We start from the raw sequence: 17,354 nt of genomic DNA, 5'->3' as shown, positions 1-17,354 counted from the left end.
AACCGCACCAGGAGCCAAGGAACCCAGCATGACCGTAACGACCACGGGTGACCTTCCCGGCCAGGTCTACGACGTGGCCATCATCGGCGCCGGGGTGGTCGGCACCGCCATCGCCCGCGAACTCGCCGTGCACCACCTGCGCATCGCCCTCGTGGAGGCGTCCGACGATGTCGGCGACGGCACCTCCAAGGCCAACACCGCGATCCTGCACACCGGGTTCGACGCCACCCCCGGCACCCTGGAGGCCGGGCTGGTGCGCGAGGGCTACCGGCGCCTGAACAAGTACGCCGCCGAGGTGGGCATCCCGGTGGAACCGCTCGGTGCCCTGCTCGTCGCCTGGGACTCCGAACAGTTCGCCGCGCTGCCCGCCCTCGCGGAGAAGGCCGTACGCAACGACTGCCACGACACCCGCATCCTCACCGCGGACGAGGTGTACGCGCGCGAACCGCACTTGGGGCCCGGTGCCCTCGGCGCCCTCGAAGTCCCCGGGGAGAGCATCATCTGCCCCTGGACCACCACCCTCGCCTACGCCACGCAGGCGGTGCGCGCCGGAGCCGACCTCCATCTCAACTGCACCGCCGGAGCCATCGCCCCGAGCGGTACACACGACCACCACGAAATCGCCACCAGCCGCGGCCCGCTGCGCGCCCGCTATCTGGTCAACGCAGCCGGACTGCACGCGGACGAGATCGACCGGCGGCTCGGCCACACCGAGTTCAGCGTCACCCCGCGGCGCGGCCAGCTCATCGTCTTCGAAAAGTACGCCCGCGGCATGGTCGGCCACATCCTGCTGCCGGTGCCCACGGCGCGCGGCAAGGGCGTGCTGGTGGCGCCGACCGTCTACGGCAACGTCATGCTCGGCCCCACCGCCGAGGACCTCGACGACAAGCACGCCACCGGCTCCTCGGCCGCCGGTCTTTCCCTGCTCCGCGACAAGGGGGCACGCATCATGCCGGAGCTGATGGACGAGGAGGTCACCGCGGTCTACGCGGGACTGCGGGCCGCCACCGAACACGCCGACTTCCAGATCCGCGACCACCCCGAACAGCGCTACGTGGCCGTGGGCGGCATCCGCTCCACCGGGCTGACCGCCTCGATGGCCATCGCCGCACACGTCCGGGACCTGCTCACCGGCTGCGGCCTCGACCCGGGCCCCGCGAGGGAACTCGAACCACCCCGGATGCCGAACATCGGCGAGGCGTTCCCGCGCCCCTACCAGCGCGCCGACCTGATCGCCGCCGACCCCGCCTACGGCACCGTCGTCTGCCACTGCGAGCGCGTCACCCGCGGCGAGATCCGCGACGCCCTGCGGGCCACCGTGCCGCCGGGATCGCTCGACGGACTGCGGCGCCGCACCCGGGCGCTGACCGGCCGCTGCCAGGGCTTCTACTGCGGAGCCGCCGTACGCGCCCAGTTCGACGAGGCCCGCGCCACGCCCGCCGCCGGACCCACGGAGGCCCGCCGATGACCACCGCCGACCGTACTCATCGCACCGTGGACGTCCTGGTCATCGGCGCCGGCCCCGCCGGACTCGCCGCCGCCACCCGGCTGGCCGAGGCCGGAGTGGACACCGTCGAGGTCATCGACCGCGAGCAGCACGCCGGCGGCATCCCCCGCCACTGCCACCACACCGGATTCGGACTGCGCGATCTGCGCCGGATTCTCCGCGGCCCGGACTACGCCCGCCGCCACATCGCCGCCGCGCTGAGCGCAGGGGCCGACCTGCGCACCGGCGTCACCGCCACCGGATGGGCCGGACCCCGCACCGTGGACCTCACCGCGCCGACCGGGCTGGAGCGCGTGACCGCCCGGGCCGTGGTCCTCGCCACCGGCGCCCGCGAACGCCCGCGCAGCGCACGGCTGGTGCCCGGCACCCGGCCCGCGGGCGTCTACACCACCGGGCAGCTGCAGCAAGCCGTCCATGTGCACCGCCAGAGCATCGGCCGCCGGGCGGTCGTCGTGGGCGCCGAACGCGTCGGCTACACCGCCGTCGACACCCTCCGCCGCGCCGGGGTCGAGGTCGCCGCCATGGTCACCGGACTGCCCCGCCACCAGGCCCACCCGGCGAGCCGCCTCGGCGCCCGGCTGCGCCACAGCGTTCCGCTGCTCACCGAGACCACCGTGACCGGGCTGACCGGCCACGGCCGGCTGACGGGCGTGGGCATCGCGCACCGGGACGGCCGGACCGCGACCATCGACTGCGACACCGTGGTGTTCACCGGCGACTGGATCCCCGACCACGAACTGGCCCGCGGCGCCGGCATCCCCCTCGCCCCCGGCACCCGGGGGCCGGAGACCGACGCCGGGTTCCGCACCCGCGAGCCCGGGGTCTTCGCCGTGGGCAATCTGCTGCACCCCGTGGAGACGGCCGCCACCGCCGCGCTGGACGGCCGGTTCGCCGCCGGTGCCGTGCTGCGCCATCTGGCCGGTGAGCCGTGGCCGCAGGCTGCGCTGCCGGTCCGGACCGACGCGCCCCTGCGCTGGGTGGCGCCCGGCCGGATCGCCCCGAACGGCCCGCCCCCGCCGCATCGCCGCTTCATCCTGCGCACCGCCGCGTTCCTCACCCGGCCGGTGCTCGTGGTCCGCCAGGACGGCCGTACGCTGCACCGGCAGCGCGTCCGGCGCATCGTGGCGCCGGGCCGACCGCTGCATCTGTCGGCCGACTGGCTCGCCAGGGCCGACGCGCACGGTGGCCCGGTACGGATCGGCGTGGAGTGACCGGGGCCCGGGGCCGCCCGGGCCCCGGGTGCGTCACAGCCCGCGCAGCCGCTCCATCTCGCGCCGGTCACGCTTGGTCGGGCGGCCCGCGCCACGGTCGCGCAGCCCGATGGGCACGGTCTGCTCCCGCGGTGGCGGAGGAGGGCTGTTGTCCACGTAGCACTCGACCGCCACGGGCGCCCCGACCCGCTTGCGCACGATCCGCGACACCACCACGACCCGGTCCCGCCCCGCGTGGCGCAGCCGCACCTCGTCACCCACCCGCACCGCCTGGGCGGGCTTGACGCGTTCCCCGTTGACGCGGACGTGCCCGGCCCGGCAGGCCGAGGCGGCGAGCGAACGCGTCTTGGTCAGCCGCACGGACCAGATCCAGCTGTCGACCCGAACGGACCCCTCGTCTGAAGCCATACCCCGACTCTAATGTCTAAGGTGCGACGCATGAGCGCACATTTTGACGTCGTGGTCCTGGGGGCGGGGTCGGGCGGCTATGTGGCGGCGATCCGCGCCGCGCAGTTGGGCTTGCGCACGGCCGTCGTCGAGGAGCGGTTCTGGGGCGGCGTCTGCCTGAACGTGGGATGCATCCCCTCCAAGGCCCTGCTGCGCAACGCCGAGCTGGCCCATTTGCTCACCCATGAGGCGGGGACCTTCGGCATCCGGGTGAACGGCGAACTGAGCCTGGACTACCGGGCGGCGTACGAACGCAGCCGGAAGGTGGCGGACGGCCGGGTCAAAGGCATCCACTACCTGATGAAGAAGAACCAGATCACGCAGTACGACGGGCGGGGCACCTTCACCGACCCGCACACGCTGCGGGTCACGCTCGCCGACGGCCGGGTGGAGGCCGTCTCGTTCGACCACTGCGTCATCGCGGCCGGGGCCACCGCCAATCTGCTGCCCGGCACCTCGCTCAGCGAGCGGGTGGTCACCTACGAGGAGCAGATCCTCGCGCCGGACCTGCCCGGCAGCGTCCTGATCGCGGGGGCGGGTGCCATCGGCGTCGAGTTCGCGTACATCCTGCACAGCTACGGGGTGCAGGTGACGCTCGTGGAGTTCCTGGACCGGATCGTCCCCCTGGAGGACGAGGACGTCTCCGCCGAGCTGACCCGCCGCTACCGCAGGCTCGGCATCAACATCCTCACCTCCACCCGGGTCGAGGCGATCAACGACGCGGGCCCCGCCGTCAAGGTCATGGTGACCACCGGCGGCCAGCGCCAGACCCTGCAGGCCGGGCGGGTGCTCCAGGCGATCGGCTTCCGGCCGCGGGTGCGGGGGTACGGGCTGGACCGCGCCGGGGTCCGGCTGACCGACCGGGGCGCCATCGACGTCGACGGCCGGTGCCGCACCAGCGTGCCGCACATCTTCGCGGTCGGCGACGTGACCGCCAAGCTGATGCTCGCCCACGCCGCCGAGGCGATGGGCATCGTCGCGGCGGAGACCATCGCCGACGCGGAAACGATGGAACTCGACTACGTCATGATCCCGCGGGCGACCTTCTGCCAGCCGCAGATCGCCAGCTTCGGCTGGACCGAGGCCCAGGCCCGCGAACGCGGCTTCGACGTCAAGGTCGCCACCTTCCCGTTCACCGCCAACGGCAAGGCCCACGGACTGGGCGACCCCGGCGGCTTCGTCAAGCTCATCAGCGACGGACGCCACGGCGAACTGCTCGGCGGCCATCTCATCGGCCCCGAGGTCACCGAACTGCTGCCGGAGCTCACCCTGGCCCAGCAATGGGACCTGACGGTCCACGAGCTGGCCCGCAACATCCACGCCCACCCCACCCTGAGCGAAGCGGTGAAGGAGGCCGTGCACGGCCTCGCGGGACACATGGTCAACCTGTGACGGTGGGGATCAGGGCGTCCGGCAGGAGCTGGAGTCCGATCCGCCCAGGAGATTGACGGGGACGCTGACGAAGGAGAACTGGCTGCCGGCACACACGCCGGGGAAGGTCATGTTGCTGGCGTTGGTGACGTTGATGTCGGGTCCGTCAGCCGCGGTGGCACCGGCCGCGCCGACGGCGAGGGCGGCGGCGGTGAGGGCGAGCGTGGAGAGGGCCGTCCGGATACGCATGGGAACTCCTTAGTGGGGTGAGTAGCCGGTTATACCCGGCATAACGTGCACAGTTCCCCTTGGTCGGAGGGTGGCGGCCCAACGTCCCTCCAATGGCCGCGGTTGCCGCCGGCCACTCCACAGCGGCGCCAGATGTGATGTATGCCCATGTATGAGATAAAAACCCTGTGAAGGTGCGTTCTGCCCTGGGCTTGCGCAGCGTCGCCGGGCAGGTGCGCGCCCTGATGCTGCTGATCGTGACGCTGCTGGTGCTCGCCACGGGGGCCACGCTGGTCCTTCAGGCCCGCGGCGGCCATGAGGCCCAGACCCGGGGGCGCGCCCTCACCATCGCCCAGACCTTCGCGGTCGCCCCCGGCGTCCGGCGGGCGCTGGAGGGCCGCGATCCCTCCGCGATCCTCCAGCCCTATGCGACCAGGCTCCGGCGCGAGTCCGGTGTCGGCTACATCGTGGTGACCAGCCGCCGGGGCATCCGCTACACCGACCCCGACCCGAAGCTCATCGGCACCCACGCCGACTTCCCCCTCTACCCGGCGACGGCCGGCCGGCCCTTCACGGACCAGGTCCCCTCCGTCGCCCTCTCCGCGCCCTCGATCCGCGCGGCGGTCCCCGTCACCGGTACCGAGGGCCGGGTCATCGGCATCGTCAACGTCGGGGTCGCCCTCCCCGACGTGGCCGCTTCGGTGCGCCGTCAGCTGCCGATGCTCTACGGGTCCACGGCGCTGGCCCTCGTCCTCGGCGCCGGCGGCGCGGCGCTGGTCGGCCGGCGGCTGCGGCGCCAGACCCACCGGCTGGACCCCGCCGAGATCACCAGAATGTACGAACACCACGACGCCGTGCTGCGCGCCGTCCGGGAAGGCGTGCTCATCCTCGACGGCCAGGGCCGGCTGGTGCTCGCCAACGACGAGGCCCGGCGGCTGCTCGGACTGCCGCCGGAGGTGCGCGGCGGGCAGCTCACCGAGGCCGGGCTGGACCCGGAGACCGCCGCACTGCTCGCCTCCGGCCGGACCGTCACCGACGAGGTCATCCAGGTCGGGGACCGGCGGCTGGCCGTCAACCAGCGCCCCACCTCCGGCCGCGGACAGCTCTGGGGCAGCGTCGCCACCCTGCGCGACACCACCGAACTCCAGGCGCTGACCGACAAGGCCGACGCGGCGTGGGCGCGCCTGGAACTCCTGTACGACGCGAGCGTCGGCGTGGGCACCTCTCTCGACATGACGCGCACCGCCGAGGAACTGGCCGACGTCGCGGTCCCGCGTTTCGCCGACATCGCCACCGTCGACCTGCTGGAGTCCGTGCTGCGCGGCGAGGAACCGGTCGACGCGCGGTCCCGGATGCGCCGCGTCGCGGTCAGCGCCGTACGGGAGGAGCGGTTCCGCCCGCCCTCCGGCCACACCGTGCTGGCCGTCCCGCTCAGCGCCCGCGGTGTGCTGCTGGGGCAGGCCGAGTTCCGGCGCCTGGAGGGTGCCGCCCCCTTCGACGACGAGGACCGGTCCTTCGCCGACGAACTCGTCGGCCAGGCGGCCGTCGCCATCGACAACGCCCGGCGGTACGCACGCGAACACGCCACCGCGCTGGCCCTGCAGCAGAGCCTGCTGCCTCGCGGCCGGCCCGAACAGCAGGCCGTGGAAGCCGCCTACCGCTATCTCCCCGCCCACGCCGGAGTGGGCGGCGACTGGTTCGACATCATCCCGCTGTCGGGCGCCAGGGTCGCCCTCGTCGTGGGTGACGTCGTCGGCCACGGACTGCATGCCGCCGCCACCATGGGCCGGTTGCGCACCGCGGTCCACAACTTCTCCGTGGTCGACCTGCCGCCCGATGAACTGCTCGCCCAGCTGGACGACGTGGTGGCCCAGCTCGACCAGGAGGAGACCGCCAGAAACGGCGGCATCGGCGCGGTCGGGGCCAGCTGTCTGTACGCCGTCTACGACCCCGTCGCGCAGCGCTGCACCCTGGCGCGGGCCGGCCACCCGCCACCCGCCGTGGTCGACCCGGGCGGCACGGTGACCATCCCGGACCTGCCCGCCGGGCCGCCGCTGGGCCTCGGCGGGCGGCTCTTCGAGGCCTCCGCGATCCCGCTGGCCGCGGGCAGCCGGCTGGTCCTCTACACCAACGGGCTCGTCCAGGACCGCGAACGGGACATCGACACCGGGCTCGACCTGCTGCGCCAGGCCCTCGCCTCCGCCGACCCCGACCCGGGGCGCACCTGCGACGCCGTGATGCGGGCCCTGCTGCCGCCGCGCCCCGGCGACGACGTGGTCCTGCTCGTCGCCCGTACCACCGCTCTGGACGAGCGGCACGTCGCCCACTGGGACCTGCCCCCGGACCCCGCCGTGGTCGCCGGAATGCGGGCCGCCGTGGCCCGCACGCTGGCCGACTGGAACCTGGACGAGGCGGTCTTCACCACCGAACTGGTGGTCAGCGAACTCCTCGGCAACGCCATACGGCACGCCGACGGCCCGATCCGTCTGCGGCTGCTGCACAACCACACGCTGATCTGCGAGGTCGCCGACGGCAGCAGCACCTCCCCGCATCTGCGCCGCGCCGCCCTCACCGACGAGGGCGGCCGGGGCCTGTTCCTGGTCGCCCAGATGGTCCAGCGCTGGGGCACCCGCTACACCAGCGAAGGAAAGATCATCTGGGCCGAGCAGGATCTGCCGTCGGCGCTCAACTGACGATGGCGGCCGCCGTGGTCAGCAGCTCGGGCAGGGTGCCGGTGAAGTCGGGCAGCAGCCGCAGGGCGAGCGCCCACGCCTCCGGATCCTCGCCGAGATGGGTGGTGGCCAGCTCCAGGGCCTTGCGACTCGCCGCGAGCGCCGCCTCATCCGCCGCCGGGTCCGGCGCGTCCTGCCGCGCGCCGTGGTGACGGTACGCCAGATAGGCGGCCGCAAGCCCGGCGGGCTTCGCCTCGTACAGCACGTCCAGCGGGGTCAGCATGCCGAGAGCGGCCGCCTTGTCCAGCCACCTGTTCCGACGGAGGGGCATAAGCGGCAGCGGATGGTGGCGCATTAGGTCCAGAGGGCTCGGCCGGGGCCCGGTGGACTTGTGCGGATGCGCGTCGTGCTCAAGGCGCAGCTGCGCCACATGGCCCGCGGCGCGCAACTCCTCCGGGCAGTTGCCCTTTTCGGCCAGCGCCATCAGCAGGCCGTCGGGGAGCGGATCGCGCTCGTGCTCCCGGGCCAGCTCCGCCCAGGGCAGCCCCGGCCCGGTCTCCTCGGCCAGCCGCTCCAGCACGGGTTCGACGGAGACGCTGGTTTCGCCGGACTGGGGGCGCAGGAAGGCCACTTGGCCCTCGGGCCCGCGGGCGCGGGCGAGCTCCGCGCGCATCACGGCCAGACCGTCGGCCGACTCCAGCGCGCCCCGGACGATCTCATGGGTGGCCGGTGGCAGCGGGTGCTTGCGGGCGCGGCGCTCGGGGAAGTCGGTCTCCTCCAGCAGCCCCCGCACCTCCTCGGGGCCGTGCCGCTCCCACACCCGGACCAGCAGGTGCAACTGTCCGGCGAGCGTATGCAGTTTGATCTTGCCGAGCAGGATGCGGGCCAGCCGCGGATCGCCCGAGTCGCAGACCGGCAGCAGCCAGTGCCGCCGCCCGCTGATTCGTATCTCCTCGATCAGCTCATCGGTGATCGGCAGCGGCTCCGTTCCCGGTACGGGGCCGAACCGGCGGCCCGCGAGGATGCCCCGGCGCTGCTCGTCGGTGAGCGGTGTGTAGACGTACAGCTTGGTGTTGATCTCGGGGTCGTCATGGATCAGCAGCTCCTCGATCTTCTCCGCGGGCAGCTCCCAGTCGGAGGCGGCGGAGGCCAGCACCGCCGCGCCGTGGAGGCTGACGAACACGTCGCGCAGGGCGGGCGACGGCTGGTGGTAGACCAGCAGATGCTGGACGCAACGCCGGTCCAGATGCGGCGCCAGCGCGGTCTGCACCTCCTCGGTGGCCTCGCGGAACAGCCGGAGGAATGTCTCGCGGAGCCCCGGCGGACGCTTCACCGGATACTCGGCTTCCAGCGGCCTCGGCCAGCCCTTGCCGCGGTGCTTGGCCTTCTGCTCGACCGAGGCGGCGAACAGCTCCGCACTCGACCCGGTGAACCGGGGGAGCAGCGAATACAGCGCGCGCCAGGCCGCGAAGTCGTCGCCCAGCGTCTCCAGAAGCGTGGCCATCGCCGGGCCCAGCGGCTCCTTGCCGTATGGCAGCGACGCCAGGACCCGGGAGGCGGGCCGCACTTCGGCGAGGACGCGGTCCAGCGGGTACGCGCCTTCCCGGAGTCCGCGCCGCAGCAGCTGGGCCAGTCGGTCGTGGTGGTAGCCGTCCTTCCAGTCGGTCTCGGTGAGCAACTGGAAGGGCAGTGGGGAGGTGTCCGGGAGCCGCTCCGACCTCCGGTACGCGGCCAGCACCAGCTCGTCCGGGCAGTCCGCGCGGGACGCCAGTAGGGTGAGCGAGAGCCACGGGAAGGACTCGCGCTTGTGCTCGGCCAGCAGGAGTTCCCAGTCCACGCCGCCCAGAGGGAAGCTCCCGTACCCGGGTTTGAGCTCGCGGAGGCGACGAACCAGCTCATCGCCGGTCGGGGCCGGTGCGGTCCCCTCGGTCTCCCCGGCCGCCGCCTCGCCCCGGGAAGCCTCCTCGGCGGCCTGCCGTTCGGCCGTCTCCAGCATGGCGGCCGGGTCCTGTGCCGCCTCCGCCCGGTGCACCACCTCCGCCACCGCCGAGTGCACAAAGGGCAGTTCGGCCAGGGCGGCCAGTTCAGCCACCCCGCCGTGGGTGAGCGTCGCCCGGCAGGCCCTCAGCTGCTGCGGCGTGTCCAGCGTTGTGCCGATCTTCTCGATCACATGCCGCACCACCTCGGGGAAGGGCGCTTCCAGCGCCGGGAGCAGCTCCGACGACGCCGTGGCGGACAGCAGGAACTCCACCAGTCCGCCGGGGGCGCGCCAGCCGGGGTCGGCGGAATGCGCCACCGCCGCGCCGAGCACCGCGCTCCGCAGCTGCTGCCGCCATGAACCGGGCAGCGGCCCGGTGTAGAGCGCCTTGGCCAGACCGGGGTCGCCCAGCTCGGCGAGCCGGAGCAGTTCGGCCTGCCGTTCGGCGCCGGCCCGCGCCCCGGCCAGGGCCTCCAGCAGCTCCCGGTCGCCGGAGGCGAACACCTCGTCCACCAGATGTGCGGGGAGTCGCTCCCCGGACCCGAGCAGGGCCAGGGTCTCCTGCCGGAGCCGGGGCATCAGCACTGAGGTGAGGGAGGGGCCGGCCAGCTGGAAGGCGGCGGACACCAGGGCGTCGCGTTCGTGGGTCACCACGTGGGGTGCGCTCCGTTCGTCGTTCGGTCCCGCTGCGGAAGCGGGAGGTGAAGCGGTGGCATCGGGCTCATCCGGTGCCGGACAGCTCCGTCATCCGGGCCAGCGCGCCGATCCAGAACCGCTGCCGCTCCGGCGACTGGCCCACCATGTGGGCGGCGCGCAGCTTGGGCGGCATATGGCGCAGCAGCCGGGCGACCACCTCGGTGTTCCGCTCGAGCTGGGACACCTCGGCGTTGGCGAGCACCTGGTGCACCAGATCGGTGTCATTGGTCCCCTCGGCCGATGTTTCGGACGCGGCCGCCAGCCGGGCCTCCCAGAGGTCCGCCTCGCGCGCTATCTCCCGCAGACCGATCACCCGGTGCTCGGCGGCCTCGGCGAGCCGCGCCTCCAGCTTGGACAGCGGCACCGGGGCGTACTCGCCCTCGCCCAGATAGATCAGCCCCGTCTCCAGCGGCTGCCCGGCCTGGTGCAGCTTGATCAGCCGCTCCAGGGTGCGCTTGGTGATCCAGTCCCGGCCCTCGTCGTCGATGTCGTTCTTCCACCACTCCAGAACCGTCTCGGCCACCTCGCCGTAGGTGCGGATCAGCCACTCGTTGGCCGGGATGTCCTGCGGGCTCACCTCGTAGCTCACCGTGAAACGGCTGGCCTGGGCCACGTTGTTGCTGCTGACCAGCAGCTTGCGGCCGAGGTGGTACGGCGGGTTCTGGAGCGCGACCTGGGCGCGCAGCCCCGGGACGGGCCGGCCGGCCAGCGACCACTCCTGGGTGATCTCCATCAGCTTGGCGAAGGTGGCCTTGTCCTTGGGGCGGTTGTACTCGTCCCAGATGATCACCTTGGGGTCGGGCCCCACCAGCGTGCGGCTGAACAGGGTGTCCAGGGTGCCGTCCGGCGTGGGGATCGGCACACACAGGTCCTCCACGTTGGTCACCGGCAGCGAGAAGTACACCGGCTCGCTTCCGCTCTCCTCGCGGACGACAGCCTTGGTGATCTCCGTCTTGCCGCAGCCGGGCGGCCCTTGGAGCAGCACCGCCCAGTTCTCCCGGACCGCGGTGCGCAGAATGCTCCGTACCGGGTCGGGAATGGTGGCGGGGTTGGGGACGCCCAGGGCCCTGGCGATGGCGTCGAGAAGCTCGGCGGTACGGTCCGCTCCGGGCGTGCCGTCGGCCTTGCGGTCGCGCAGCCGCAGCCGCACCCCGCCCACCAGCGGCAGCCCCCAGGACAGCGGAAACCCGGCGCGGGCGCAGTCCAGGACGTGCTGGAGGGTGCGTGGGGAGAGCAGCGAGCGCAGATACGGGGTGAGCCCGGCCCAGATCTGGAACACCCCGGTCAGATCCCAGTCCCCGTACCGCTCGGCCAGGGTGGACCGCCAGGCGGTGTCATAGGCCGTGATCCGCAGGGTGACCATGCGGTCCAGGACGGCCAGGTCGCCGCGCCGGGCGCTGGTCTCGGCAAGCGATTCGTTGTCCGCGAGGAAGACCCCGACACAGCCGAGCGCGCGCAGATCGTGTTCGCCCAGCTTCCAGTTGCAGGCGATCTGCATCAGCTGGGACTGGATGGTCTCCCCGGCCTGCAGCGAGTCGTCGATGAGCAGCACGAAGGGCACACCGGGGGTCAGCTGACGCATGATCAGCTGGGCGAGCACCAGCTCCCCGGTGCGGTCGTCCCGCACCGGCGCGGTCACCAGCAGGTCGTCGGGGGTGAGGTTGGCCGCCGGGACCAGGACCACCCGGGTGCCCGGATGGGCCCGCGGGATGTAGGACAGAAACGTCGACGTCTTGCCGATTCCGTGCTCGCCGAAGACCTGGCCGGTCTGCCGCATCGCGATCATGGCGCTGATGAACTGCTCCAGCCGGGCCCCGGCCCGTCGTGGCGGCTCGGGGCGGGCGGCCGCGTCCTGCGCGGTCGGCGCCGTCGTGTCCACACTGCTCACGGTGATGAATCCCCCGTTGTTCCGTGTTCTTCATGCGTGTCCGCACCCCGCCCCTCGGCGGAGACGGCTCCTCGGTTCTCTGCCCCTCGGCTCAGCCGTCGCCGGCGACCACCCGGTGGCAGGCCATCGGCGGGTCGTGCCGCTCCGGCCAGTCGTCACCGCCGTCCGTGATCAGCCAGATCCACCGGTCGGGCCGGTCCGGGGTCACCCTGGGGGCGTGGCCGTCGGTGACCATGATCACCGCGTCGGCGCGCTCCTCGAACCGCCGCCCGTCCACCGCCCGCCGCCCCTCCACGTAATCCACGACCTGCTGGAAATCGGTGCCCCCGCCGCCGCGCACCCGCTCGCCGGGGACGAACGGCATCAGCGCGCCGTCGAAACTCAGCCAGTGGCTCTCGACCCCCTCGGAGCGGCCCACCAGCGAGGTGATCCAGTCGATCACCGGCTGGGGCATCGACCCCGAGGTGTCCAGCGCGATGACCACGACCTTGGTGCGCTCCGCGCCTCGCCGCGCCAGCACCGGGTCGTGCCCGAGCGCCAGCAGCACCGCCCCCTGCTTCTTCGGGTAGATCAGCCGCTCGCCCTCGCGCAGCTTGGAGGCGAGGACGTCTGACAGCCAGCGCCGCCACCACTCCACCCGCCGGGTCCGCTGCGTTTCCCCGCGCAGCGCGCCCAGCCCCATCCGCCCCCACATCTTCTCCAGCCGCTTGCCCCCGCCGGTGGTGCGGTCCGCGAGGGCCAGCAGCTCGTCCCGGGCGAGCCCTTCGCCGCGCAGCGCGCCGCGCATCACCTCGGCAAGCGTCTCCTCGACGGCCGAGGCCACCGCCTCCTCGTCCATCGGCAGCCGACGCTCGGCCCCATCCCCCTCGCCGCCCCCGCCGGGGCTCATGTGGACGCACAGGACCGGCGGCACGGGAGGGGTGCGCATCCGCTTCAGCTCCCCGTAGATCCTCAGGTCGGTCTCGGTGAAGTCCCGGTACGACAGCGGCTCGAAGCCCTGCTCGCGCAGATCGGCCACATACCGCCGGTGCACCTCGTGCGGATCGACGCCCACCGGCTCCCGGCGGATGCCGCCCGCCCCGTCCGGCACCTCCCGGGCCGGCAGCCCGCCCTGCGCCAGCCGGAGCAGCGCCACATGGTTGATCGCGACTTCGGCCGCCAGGTCGAAGACCGGGTCGGCGCGCAGCTCCTCGTCCACGTACAGATGGCGGTGGATCAGATGCCGCGCCTCGTGGAACAGGACGAAGCGCACCCCGCTCGGCCCGATCGCGACGAAGAACTCCGGGTTGTAGAGCAGCAGACAGGTGCCGTCCCCCGTGGCCACCACCGCCGCCGTGTCCACCGCCGTGGTGGGGATCTGGTGGTGGCACTTGGCGTACAGCCATGAGGACACCACGCTGTCCTTGACCCCGAAGTCCAGCAGCGCCGCCTCCTTGAGCCTGCGGCCCTCCTCGGCCACCGCCGGATCGTCGGGCCGGCAGGCCAGCAGCGCCCGGCGGTCGGCCAGGTCGATCACCCCCCGGCCCGGCGCGTGCCGGCTTTCCCCCGCTACCTGTGCCACTGCCTTCCCTCCGCTCCGACCCGCACGGGAGCGTAACCCCTCGCCGTGGGCGGCCTGTCGCCGCCCACACCGAAGACGTTATCCGCCGGGTACGACAACGCCGCGGGGAAGTGTCACCGGCCGGACGGTCAGCCCTGCCGCAGGTCCCAGGCCACCTGGGCGACATCGGCGATCATGGCGACGATGTCCGGCCGGTCCTCCTCGCCGTTCAGATGCCGGTACTCGGTGCCCACAGTGATCACCATGCGCTCGGGCAACCCCGGCAGCGGAAAGGCGTTCTCGACGATGATCTTGCGTGCCGCCTCCAGGGCGGGGACCCCGGCCGCGTGCAACTGCCGCGCCCGGTCCCGGATGTGTTCCAGATAGCCGATGTGGCCGCGGACGCCCTCCCGGTCCAGCACCGGCCCATGGCCGGGGACGATGGTCTGCGCCCCGGTGTCCAGCACCCGCTCACAGGCGGCGATCACGTTGTCCAGCGGGCCGGCCCAGTGCACCGCGTGGTCGCCGGGGTCCCGCGGGCTGGAAGCGAAGATGACATCGCCGGTGAACGCCACCTTCTGCCGCGGCAGATACGCGATGAGATCGCCCGTGGTGTGCGCGTCGGGCAGCGCCGTCAGCTGCACCGGTACCTGCCCGATCCGCAGGTCCAGCTCGCCCGTGAAGGTCGTCGTGGGCTCGACGACCTCGGTGTCGGCCCAGTCGAACCGTCCGAAGTGGCTCTGGAGATACCACCCGAGCGGCGTCGCCGGGTCGCTGCCGCGCACCATGGCGTGCAGCTGCTGCGGGGCCGGTTCGTACGCGATGTGGCCGAGCGCCTCGCGGGTGGCCACGACGTCGGCGCCGCGCACGACCTCCGCGCCCCACAGATGGTCACCGTTCGCATGGGTGACGATCACGCGCCCGATCCGGCCTCCCTCGGGCAGCAGCGACCGGCTGCGCTCCAGGAAGTCCTGGGCCATGCGCCGGTCGTAGGGGGTGTCGATCCAGGCGGCCGCACCGTCGGGGGACACGATCAGCCCACAGTTGGCGAGACCCCATCCGGCGCCGGGCGTGGGAGTCCACAGGTGCACACCGTCGGCGAGGGGGAGGAGCGGTGATTGCGAGTTCATGATCCCACGGTACTCACGGGCGGCCGGACGCTCGCTCGAACCCGGCCCGGGCTCCGGCTCAGGCCGTCATGGGCCGGTCCGTCGGCCTGACCGGGGCCGGGAGGGCGGTGTCACCGGCCAGAAAGCGGTCCACGGCGGCCGCCGCCGAGCGGCCCTCGGCGATCGCCCACACGATCAGCGACTGCCCGCGTCCCGCGTCGCCCGCCACGAAGACGCCCTCCCGGCCGGTTCCGAAATCGGCGTCGCGGGCGATGTTGCCGTGCGCGTCCAGCTCCAGACCGAGTTGGCCGAACAGTCCGCCGTCCCGCTCCGGGCCGCGGAAGCCGAGCGCGAGCAGCACCAGATCGGCCCGTAGCACCCGCTCGCCGCGCCCGTCCCCGGGTGCCTCGGCCCCGTCGGGAACGGCCCCGACGAGGCGCAGCGCCCGGACCCTGCCGTGCGGCCGCCCCGGGCCCGGTGCGTCCCCCTCGAAGCGGACGGTGGCGGCCGAGAACACCCGGGCGTCCACGTCCGCCTCCGGGGAGGCCGTCAGTTCCCGCGCCTCCTCGTGCGCGGCGGACATCCGGTAGATCTTGGGGTACGTGGGCCAGGGCTCGCCCTCCGTACGCTCGTCACCGGGCCGGGGGTGGATGTCCAGCTGGGTCACCGAGGCGGCGCCCTGCCGCAGCACCGTGCCCAGGCAGTCGGCGCCGGTGTCCCCGCCGCCGACGATGACCACGTGCTTGCCCTCGGCGGTGATCGGCGGCCGGTCGTAGTCGCCCTCCTGGACCCGGTTGGCCAGCGGCAGGTACTCCATCGCCTGGTGGATTCCGGCCAGCTCCCGGCCCGGCACCGGCAGTTCGCGCCAGGCCCGCGCGCCCACCGCTATCACCAGCGCGTCGTAGCGCGCCCTCAGCTCGGCGGCGTCCACGTCGGTGCCCACGCCGACGCCGGTACGGAACTTGGTGCCCTCCGCGCGCATCTGCCACAGCCGCCGGTCCAGGTGATGCTTCTCCATCTTGAACGAGGGGATGCCGTACCGCAGCAGCCCGCCCACCCGGTCGTCCCGCTCGTACACCGCCACCGTGTGCCCCGCGCGGGTGAGCTGCTGGGCGGCGGCCAGCCCCGCGGGACCCGAGCCGATCACGGCCACCGTCCGCCCCGACAGCCGCTCCGGGGGCTTCGGGACCGCGTAGCCGCTCTCCCAGGCCCGGTCGGCGATGGCGACCTCGACGTTCTTGATGGTCACCGCGGGCTGGTTGATCGCCAGTACGCACGCGCTCTCGCAGGGCGCCGGGCACAGCCGGCCGGTGAACTCCGGAAAGTTGTTGGTCGCGTGCAGCCGCTCGCTCGCCCGCCGCCAGTCGTCACGGGACACCAGATCGTTCCAGTCCGGGATGAGATTCCCCAGCGGACAGCCGTCATGGCAGAACGGGACCCCGCAGTCCATGCAGCGATCGGCCTGCGCGGTGATGATCGGCAGCAGTCCGCCGGGTACGTACACCTCGTCCCAGTCGCGCACCCGCTCCTCCACCGGGCGGCGGGCGGGAAGGCGGCGTGGGGTGGTGAGAAAGCTCTTGGGGTCGGCCATGACCTCCTCCAGTGTGTCCTGGTCTGGCCGCTTTCACCCCACTGTACGGCCGCCGGGCATCCGGTCCAGGGCCGCGGCGGCCTCGGCCATGATCCGCTGCACCAGCTCCGTGCACGACGGCAGATCGTCGATCACCCCCGCCACCTGCCCGGAGGCCATCACGCCGGCGTCGGTGCGCCCGTCCACCATCGACGCCTTCAGCAGCATCGGGGTGTTGGCGGCCAGCAGCACCTGGCTCCAGGAGAGCCCCTTGGCGCGCCGCATCGCCCGGCCGTCGCGCACCATGCGCGTCCAGCTCAGCCCGGACAGCCGCCGGAAGGCCGCGGCGTGGCGCACGGCGCGCACCAGGGCGGCGGTGCGCCCGGAGTGCTCGAGGGAGGCGACCAGCTCGCTGCGGAGCATCCGGTGGGGGAGCCCGTCCACCGCGGTGGTGACCGTGACGTCCGAGGCCGCCGCCGCCAGGTAGCGGGCCTTCACCGCGGCCGGGACGGTGCTGTCGGAGGTCAGCAGGAAGCGGGTGCCCATGGCGATCCCGGCCGCCCCGTACGCGAGGGCCGCCACCAGGCCGCGCCCGTCGTGGAAGCCGCCCGCGGCCACCACCGGGATGTCCACCGCGTCCACGACCTGGGGGAGCAGCACCGTGGTGGCCACCTCGCCGGTGTGCCCGCCGCCCTCGCCGCCCTGCACCACCACCGCGTCCGCGCCCCAGGCCGCCACCTTCTCGGCGTGCCGCCGGGCGCCCACGGACGGGATGACCACCACGCCCGCGTCCTTCAGCCGGGAGATCAGCTCCCGCTTCGGCGCCAGCGCGAAGGACGCCACCCGTACGCCCTCCTCGATGATGATCCCCACCCGTTCCGCGGCGTCCCCCGCGTCGGCCCGCAGATTGACGCCGAACGGTGCCTCGGTGCGGGACGCGACCTCCCGCACGGCCGACCGCAGCCGCTCCGGGGACATCGTGGCGGAGGCGAGGATGCCCAGCGCCCCGGCGTCGGCGGCCGCCGAGACCAGCCGGGGGCCCGCCACCCACCCCATGCCCGTCTGGACGATCGGATACCGGACGCCGACGAGCCGGGTCAGCGCGGTGTCCATCGGCGCCGTGTCCGTCCGCGCCGC

Annotated in this window: 12 protein-coding genes; 4 read left to right on the top strand and 8 right to left on the bottom strand. The window is 73.2% G+C overall.

Features of this window, described 5'->3' with window-relative positions; genetic code table 11:
• The first annotated feature begins 28 nt into the window (after positions 1 to 28).
• Together ACH4SI_RS23495 and ACH4SI_RS23490 are read left to right on the top strand one after the other, a co-directional pair.
• Complete coding sequence (locus ACH4SI_RS23495; protein ID WP_398298593.1) at positions 29 to 1,468, top strand: NAD(P)/FAD-dependent oxidoreductase; 1,440 nt, start codon at positions 29 to 31, stop codon at positions 1,466 to 1,468.
• A complete protein-coding gene (locus ACH4SI_RS23490) occupies positions 1,465 to 2,718 on the top strand; it encodes an NAD(P)/FAD-dependent oxidoreductase (protein ID WP_398298591.1) in 1,254 nt (417 codons plus the stop codon). Before ACH4SI_RS23495 ends, ACH4SI_RS23490 begins: the two co-directional genes overlap by 4 nt.
• A gap of 33 nt (positions 2,719 to 2,751) precedes the next feature.
• On the opposite strand, the gene ACH4SI_RS23485 is transcribed toward ACH4SI_RS23490, so the two are convergent.
• A complete protein-coding gene (locus tag ACH4SI_RS23485) occupies positions 2,752 to 3,126 on the bottom strand; it encodes an RNA-binding S4 domain-containing protein (protein WP_398298589.1) in 375 nt (124 codons plus the stop codon).
• A gap of 30 nt (positions 3,127 to 3,156) precedes the next feature.
• On the opposite strand from ACH4SI_RS23485, the gene lpdA reads away from it, so the two are divergent.
• On the top strand, positions 3,157 to 4,557 hold the full coding sequence (gene lpdA, locus ACH4SI_RS23480) for a dihydrolipoyl dehydrogenase (RefSeq protein ID WP_398298586.1): 1,401 nt from the start codon (positions 3,157 to 3,159) through the stop codon (positions 4,555 to 4,557).
• Between the two features lie 9 nt (positions 4,558 to 4,566).
• Here lpdA and ACH4SI_RS23475 read toward each other — a convergent pair whose 3' ends face one another.
• Positions 4,567 to 4,785, bottom strand: coding sequence for a hypothetical protein (locus tag ACH4SI_RS23475; protein WP_398298584.1), 219 nt, complete (start codon positions 4,783 to 4,785; stop codon positions 4,567 to 4,569).
• 173 nt (positions 4,786 to 4,958) lie between these two features.
• Between ACH4SI_RS23475 and ACH4SI_RS23470 the strand changes: the two genes are divergently transcribed.
• Complete coding sequence (locus ACH4SI_RS23470) at positions 4,959 to 7,457, top strand: SpoIIE family protein phosphatase (RefSeq protein ID WP_398298582.1); 2,499 nt, start codon at positions 4,959 to 4,961, stop codon at positions 7,455 to 7,457.
• On the opposite strand, the gene ACH4SI_RS23465 is transcribed toward ACH4SI_RS23470, so the two are convergent.
• The 6 genes from ACH4SI_RS23465 to ACH4SI_RS23440 all read right to left on the bottom strand — a co-directional run bounded on the left by ACH4SI_RS23465 (position 7,450) and on the right by ACH4SI_RS23440 (position 17,330).
• Positions 7,450 to 10,068 (bottom strand): hypothetical protein, encoded by a 2,619-nt coding sequence (locus tag ACH4SI_RS23465; protein WP_398298580.1) that lies wholly within the window; start codon positions 10,066 to 10,068, stop codon positions 7,450 to 7,452. The genes ACH4SI_RS23470 and ACH4SI_RS23465 overlap by 8 nt on opposite strands.
• Before the next feature lie 67 nt (positions 10,069 to 10,135).
• Positions 10,136 to 11,998 (bottom strand): ATP-binding protein, encoded by a 1,863-nt coding sequence (locus ACH4SI_RS23460; protein ID WP_398298578.1) that lies wholly within the window; start codon positions 11,996 to 11,998, stop codon positions 10,136 to 10,138.
• Between the two features lie 91 nt (positions 11,999 to 12,089).
• On the bottom strand, positions 12,090 to 13,514 hold the full coding sequence (locus ACH4SI_RS23455; protein WP_398298807.1) for a hypothetical protein: 1,425 nt from the start codon (positions 13,512 to 13,514) through the stop codon (positions 12,090 to 12,092).
• A 173-nt stretch (positions 13,515 to 13,687) separates the two neighbouring features.
• Complete coding sequence (locus ACH4SI_RS23450; protein WP_398298576.1) at positions 13,688 to 14,668, bottom strand: MBL fold metallo-hydrolase; 981 nt, start codon at positions 14,666 to 14,668, stop codon at positions 13,688 to 13,690.
• A gap of 58 nt (positions 14,669 to 14,726) precedes the next feature.
• Entirely contained in the window at positions 14,727 to 16,238 is a 1,512-nt protein-coding gene (locus ACH4SI_RS23445; RefSeq protein ID WP_398298574.1) for a glutamate synthase subunit beta, read from the bottom strand.
• Between the two features lie 33 nt (positions 16,239 to 16,271).
• Positions 16,272 to 17,330, bottom strand: coding sequence for an NAD(P)H-dependent flavin oxidoreductase (locus tag ACH4SI_RS23440; protein WP_398298805.1), 1,059 nt, complete (start codon positions 17,328 to 17,330; stop codon positions 16,272 to 16,274).
• Between the last annotated feature and the right edge of the window lie 24 nt (positions 17,331 to 17,354).

The sequence above is a fragment of the Streptomyces sp. NPDC021212 genome (assembly GCF_044332925.1).
GTDB lineage: Bacteria > Actinomycetota > Actinomycetes > Streptomycetales > Streptomycetaceae > Streptomyces.
This window is presented reverse-complemented; position numbering and strand designations above follow the sequence as displayed.

Coding starts and splice junctions, on each gene's coding strand:
- ACH4SI_RS23495 (WP_398298593.1), top strand. CDS start 29: ATGACCGTAACGACCACGGGTGACCTTCCCGGCCAGGTCTACGACGTG.
- ACH4SI_RS23490 (WP_398298591.1), top strand. CDS start 1,465: ATGACCACCGCCGACCGTACTCATCGCACCGTGGACGTCCTGGTCATC.
- ACH4SI_RS23485 (WP_398298589.1), bottom strand. CDS start 3,126: ATGGCTTCAGACGAGGGGTCCGTTCGGGTCGACAGCTGGATCTGGTCC.
- lpdA (WP_398298586.1), top strand. CDS start 3,157: ATGAGCGCACATTTTGACGTCGTGGTCCTGGGGGCGGGGTCGGGCGGC.
- ACH4SI_RS23475 (WP_398298584.1), bottom strand. CDS start 4,785: ATGCGTATCCGGACGGCCCTCTCCACGCTCGCCCTCACCGCCGCCGCC.
- ACH4SI_RS23450 (WP_398298576.1), bottom strand. CDS start 14,668: ATGAACTCGCAATCACCGCTCCTCCCCCTCGCCGACGGTGTGCACCTG.
- ACH4SI_RS23445 (WP_398298574.1), bottom strand. CDS start 16,238: ATGGCCGACCCCAAGAGCTTTCTCACCACCCCACGCCGCCTTCCCGCC.
- ACH4SI_RS23440 (WP_398298805.1), bottom strand. CDS start 17,330: ATGGACACCGCGCTGACCCGGCTCGTCGGCGTCCGGTATCCGATCGTC.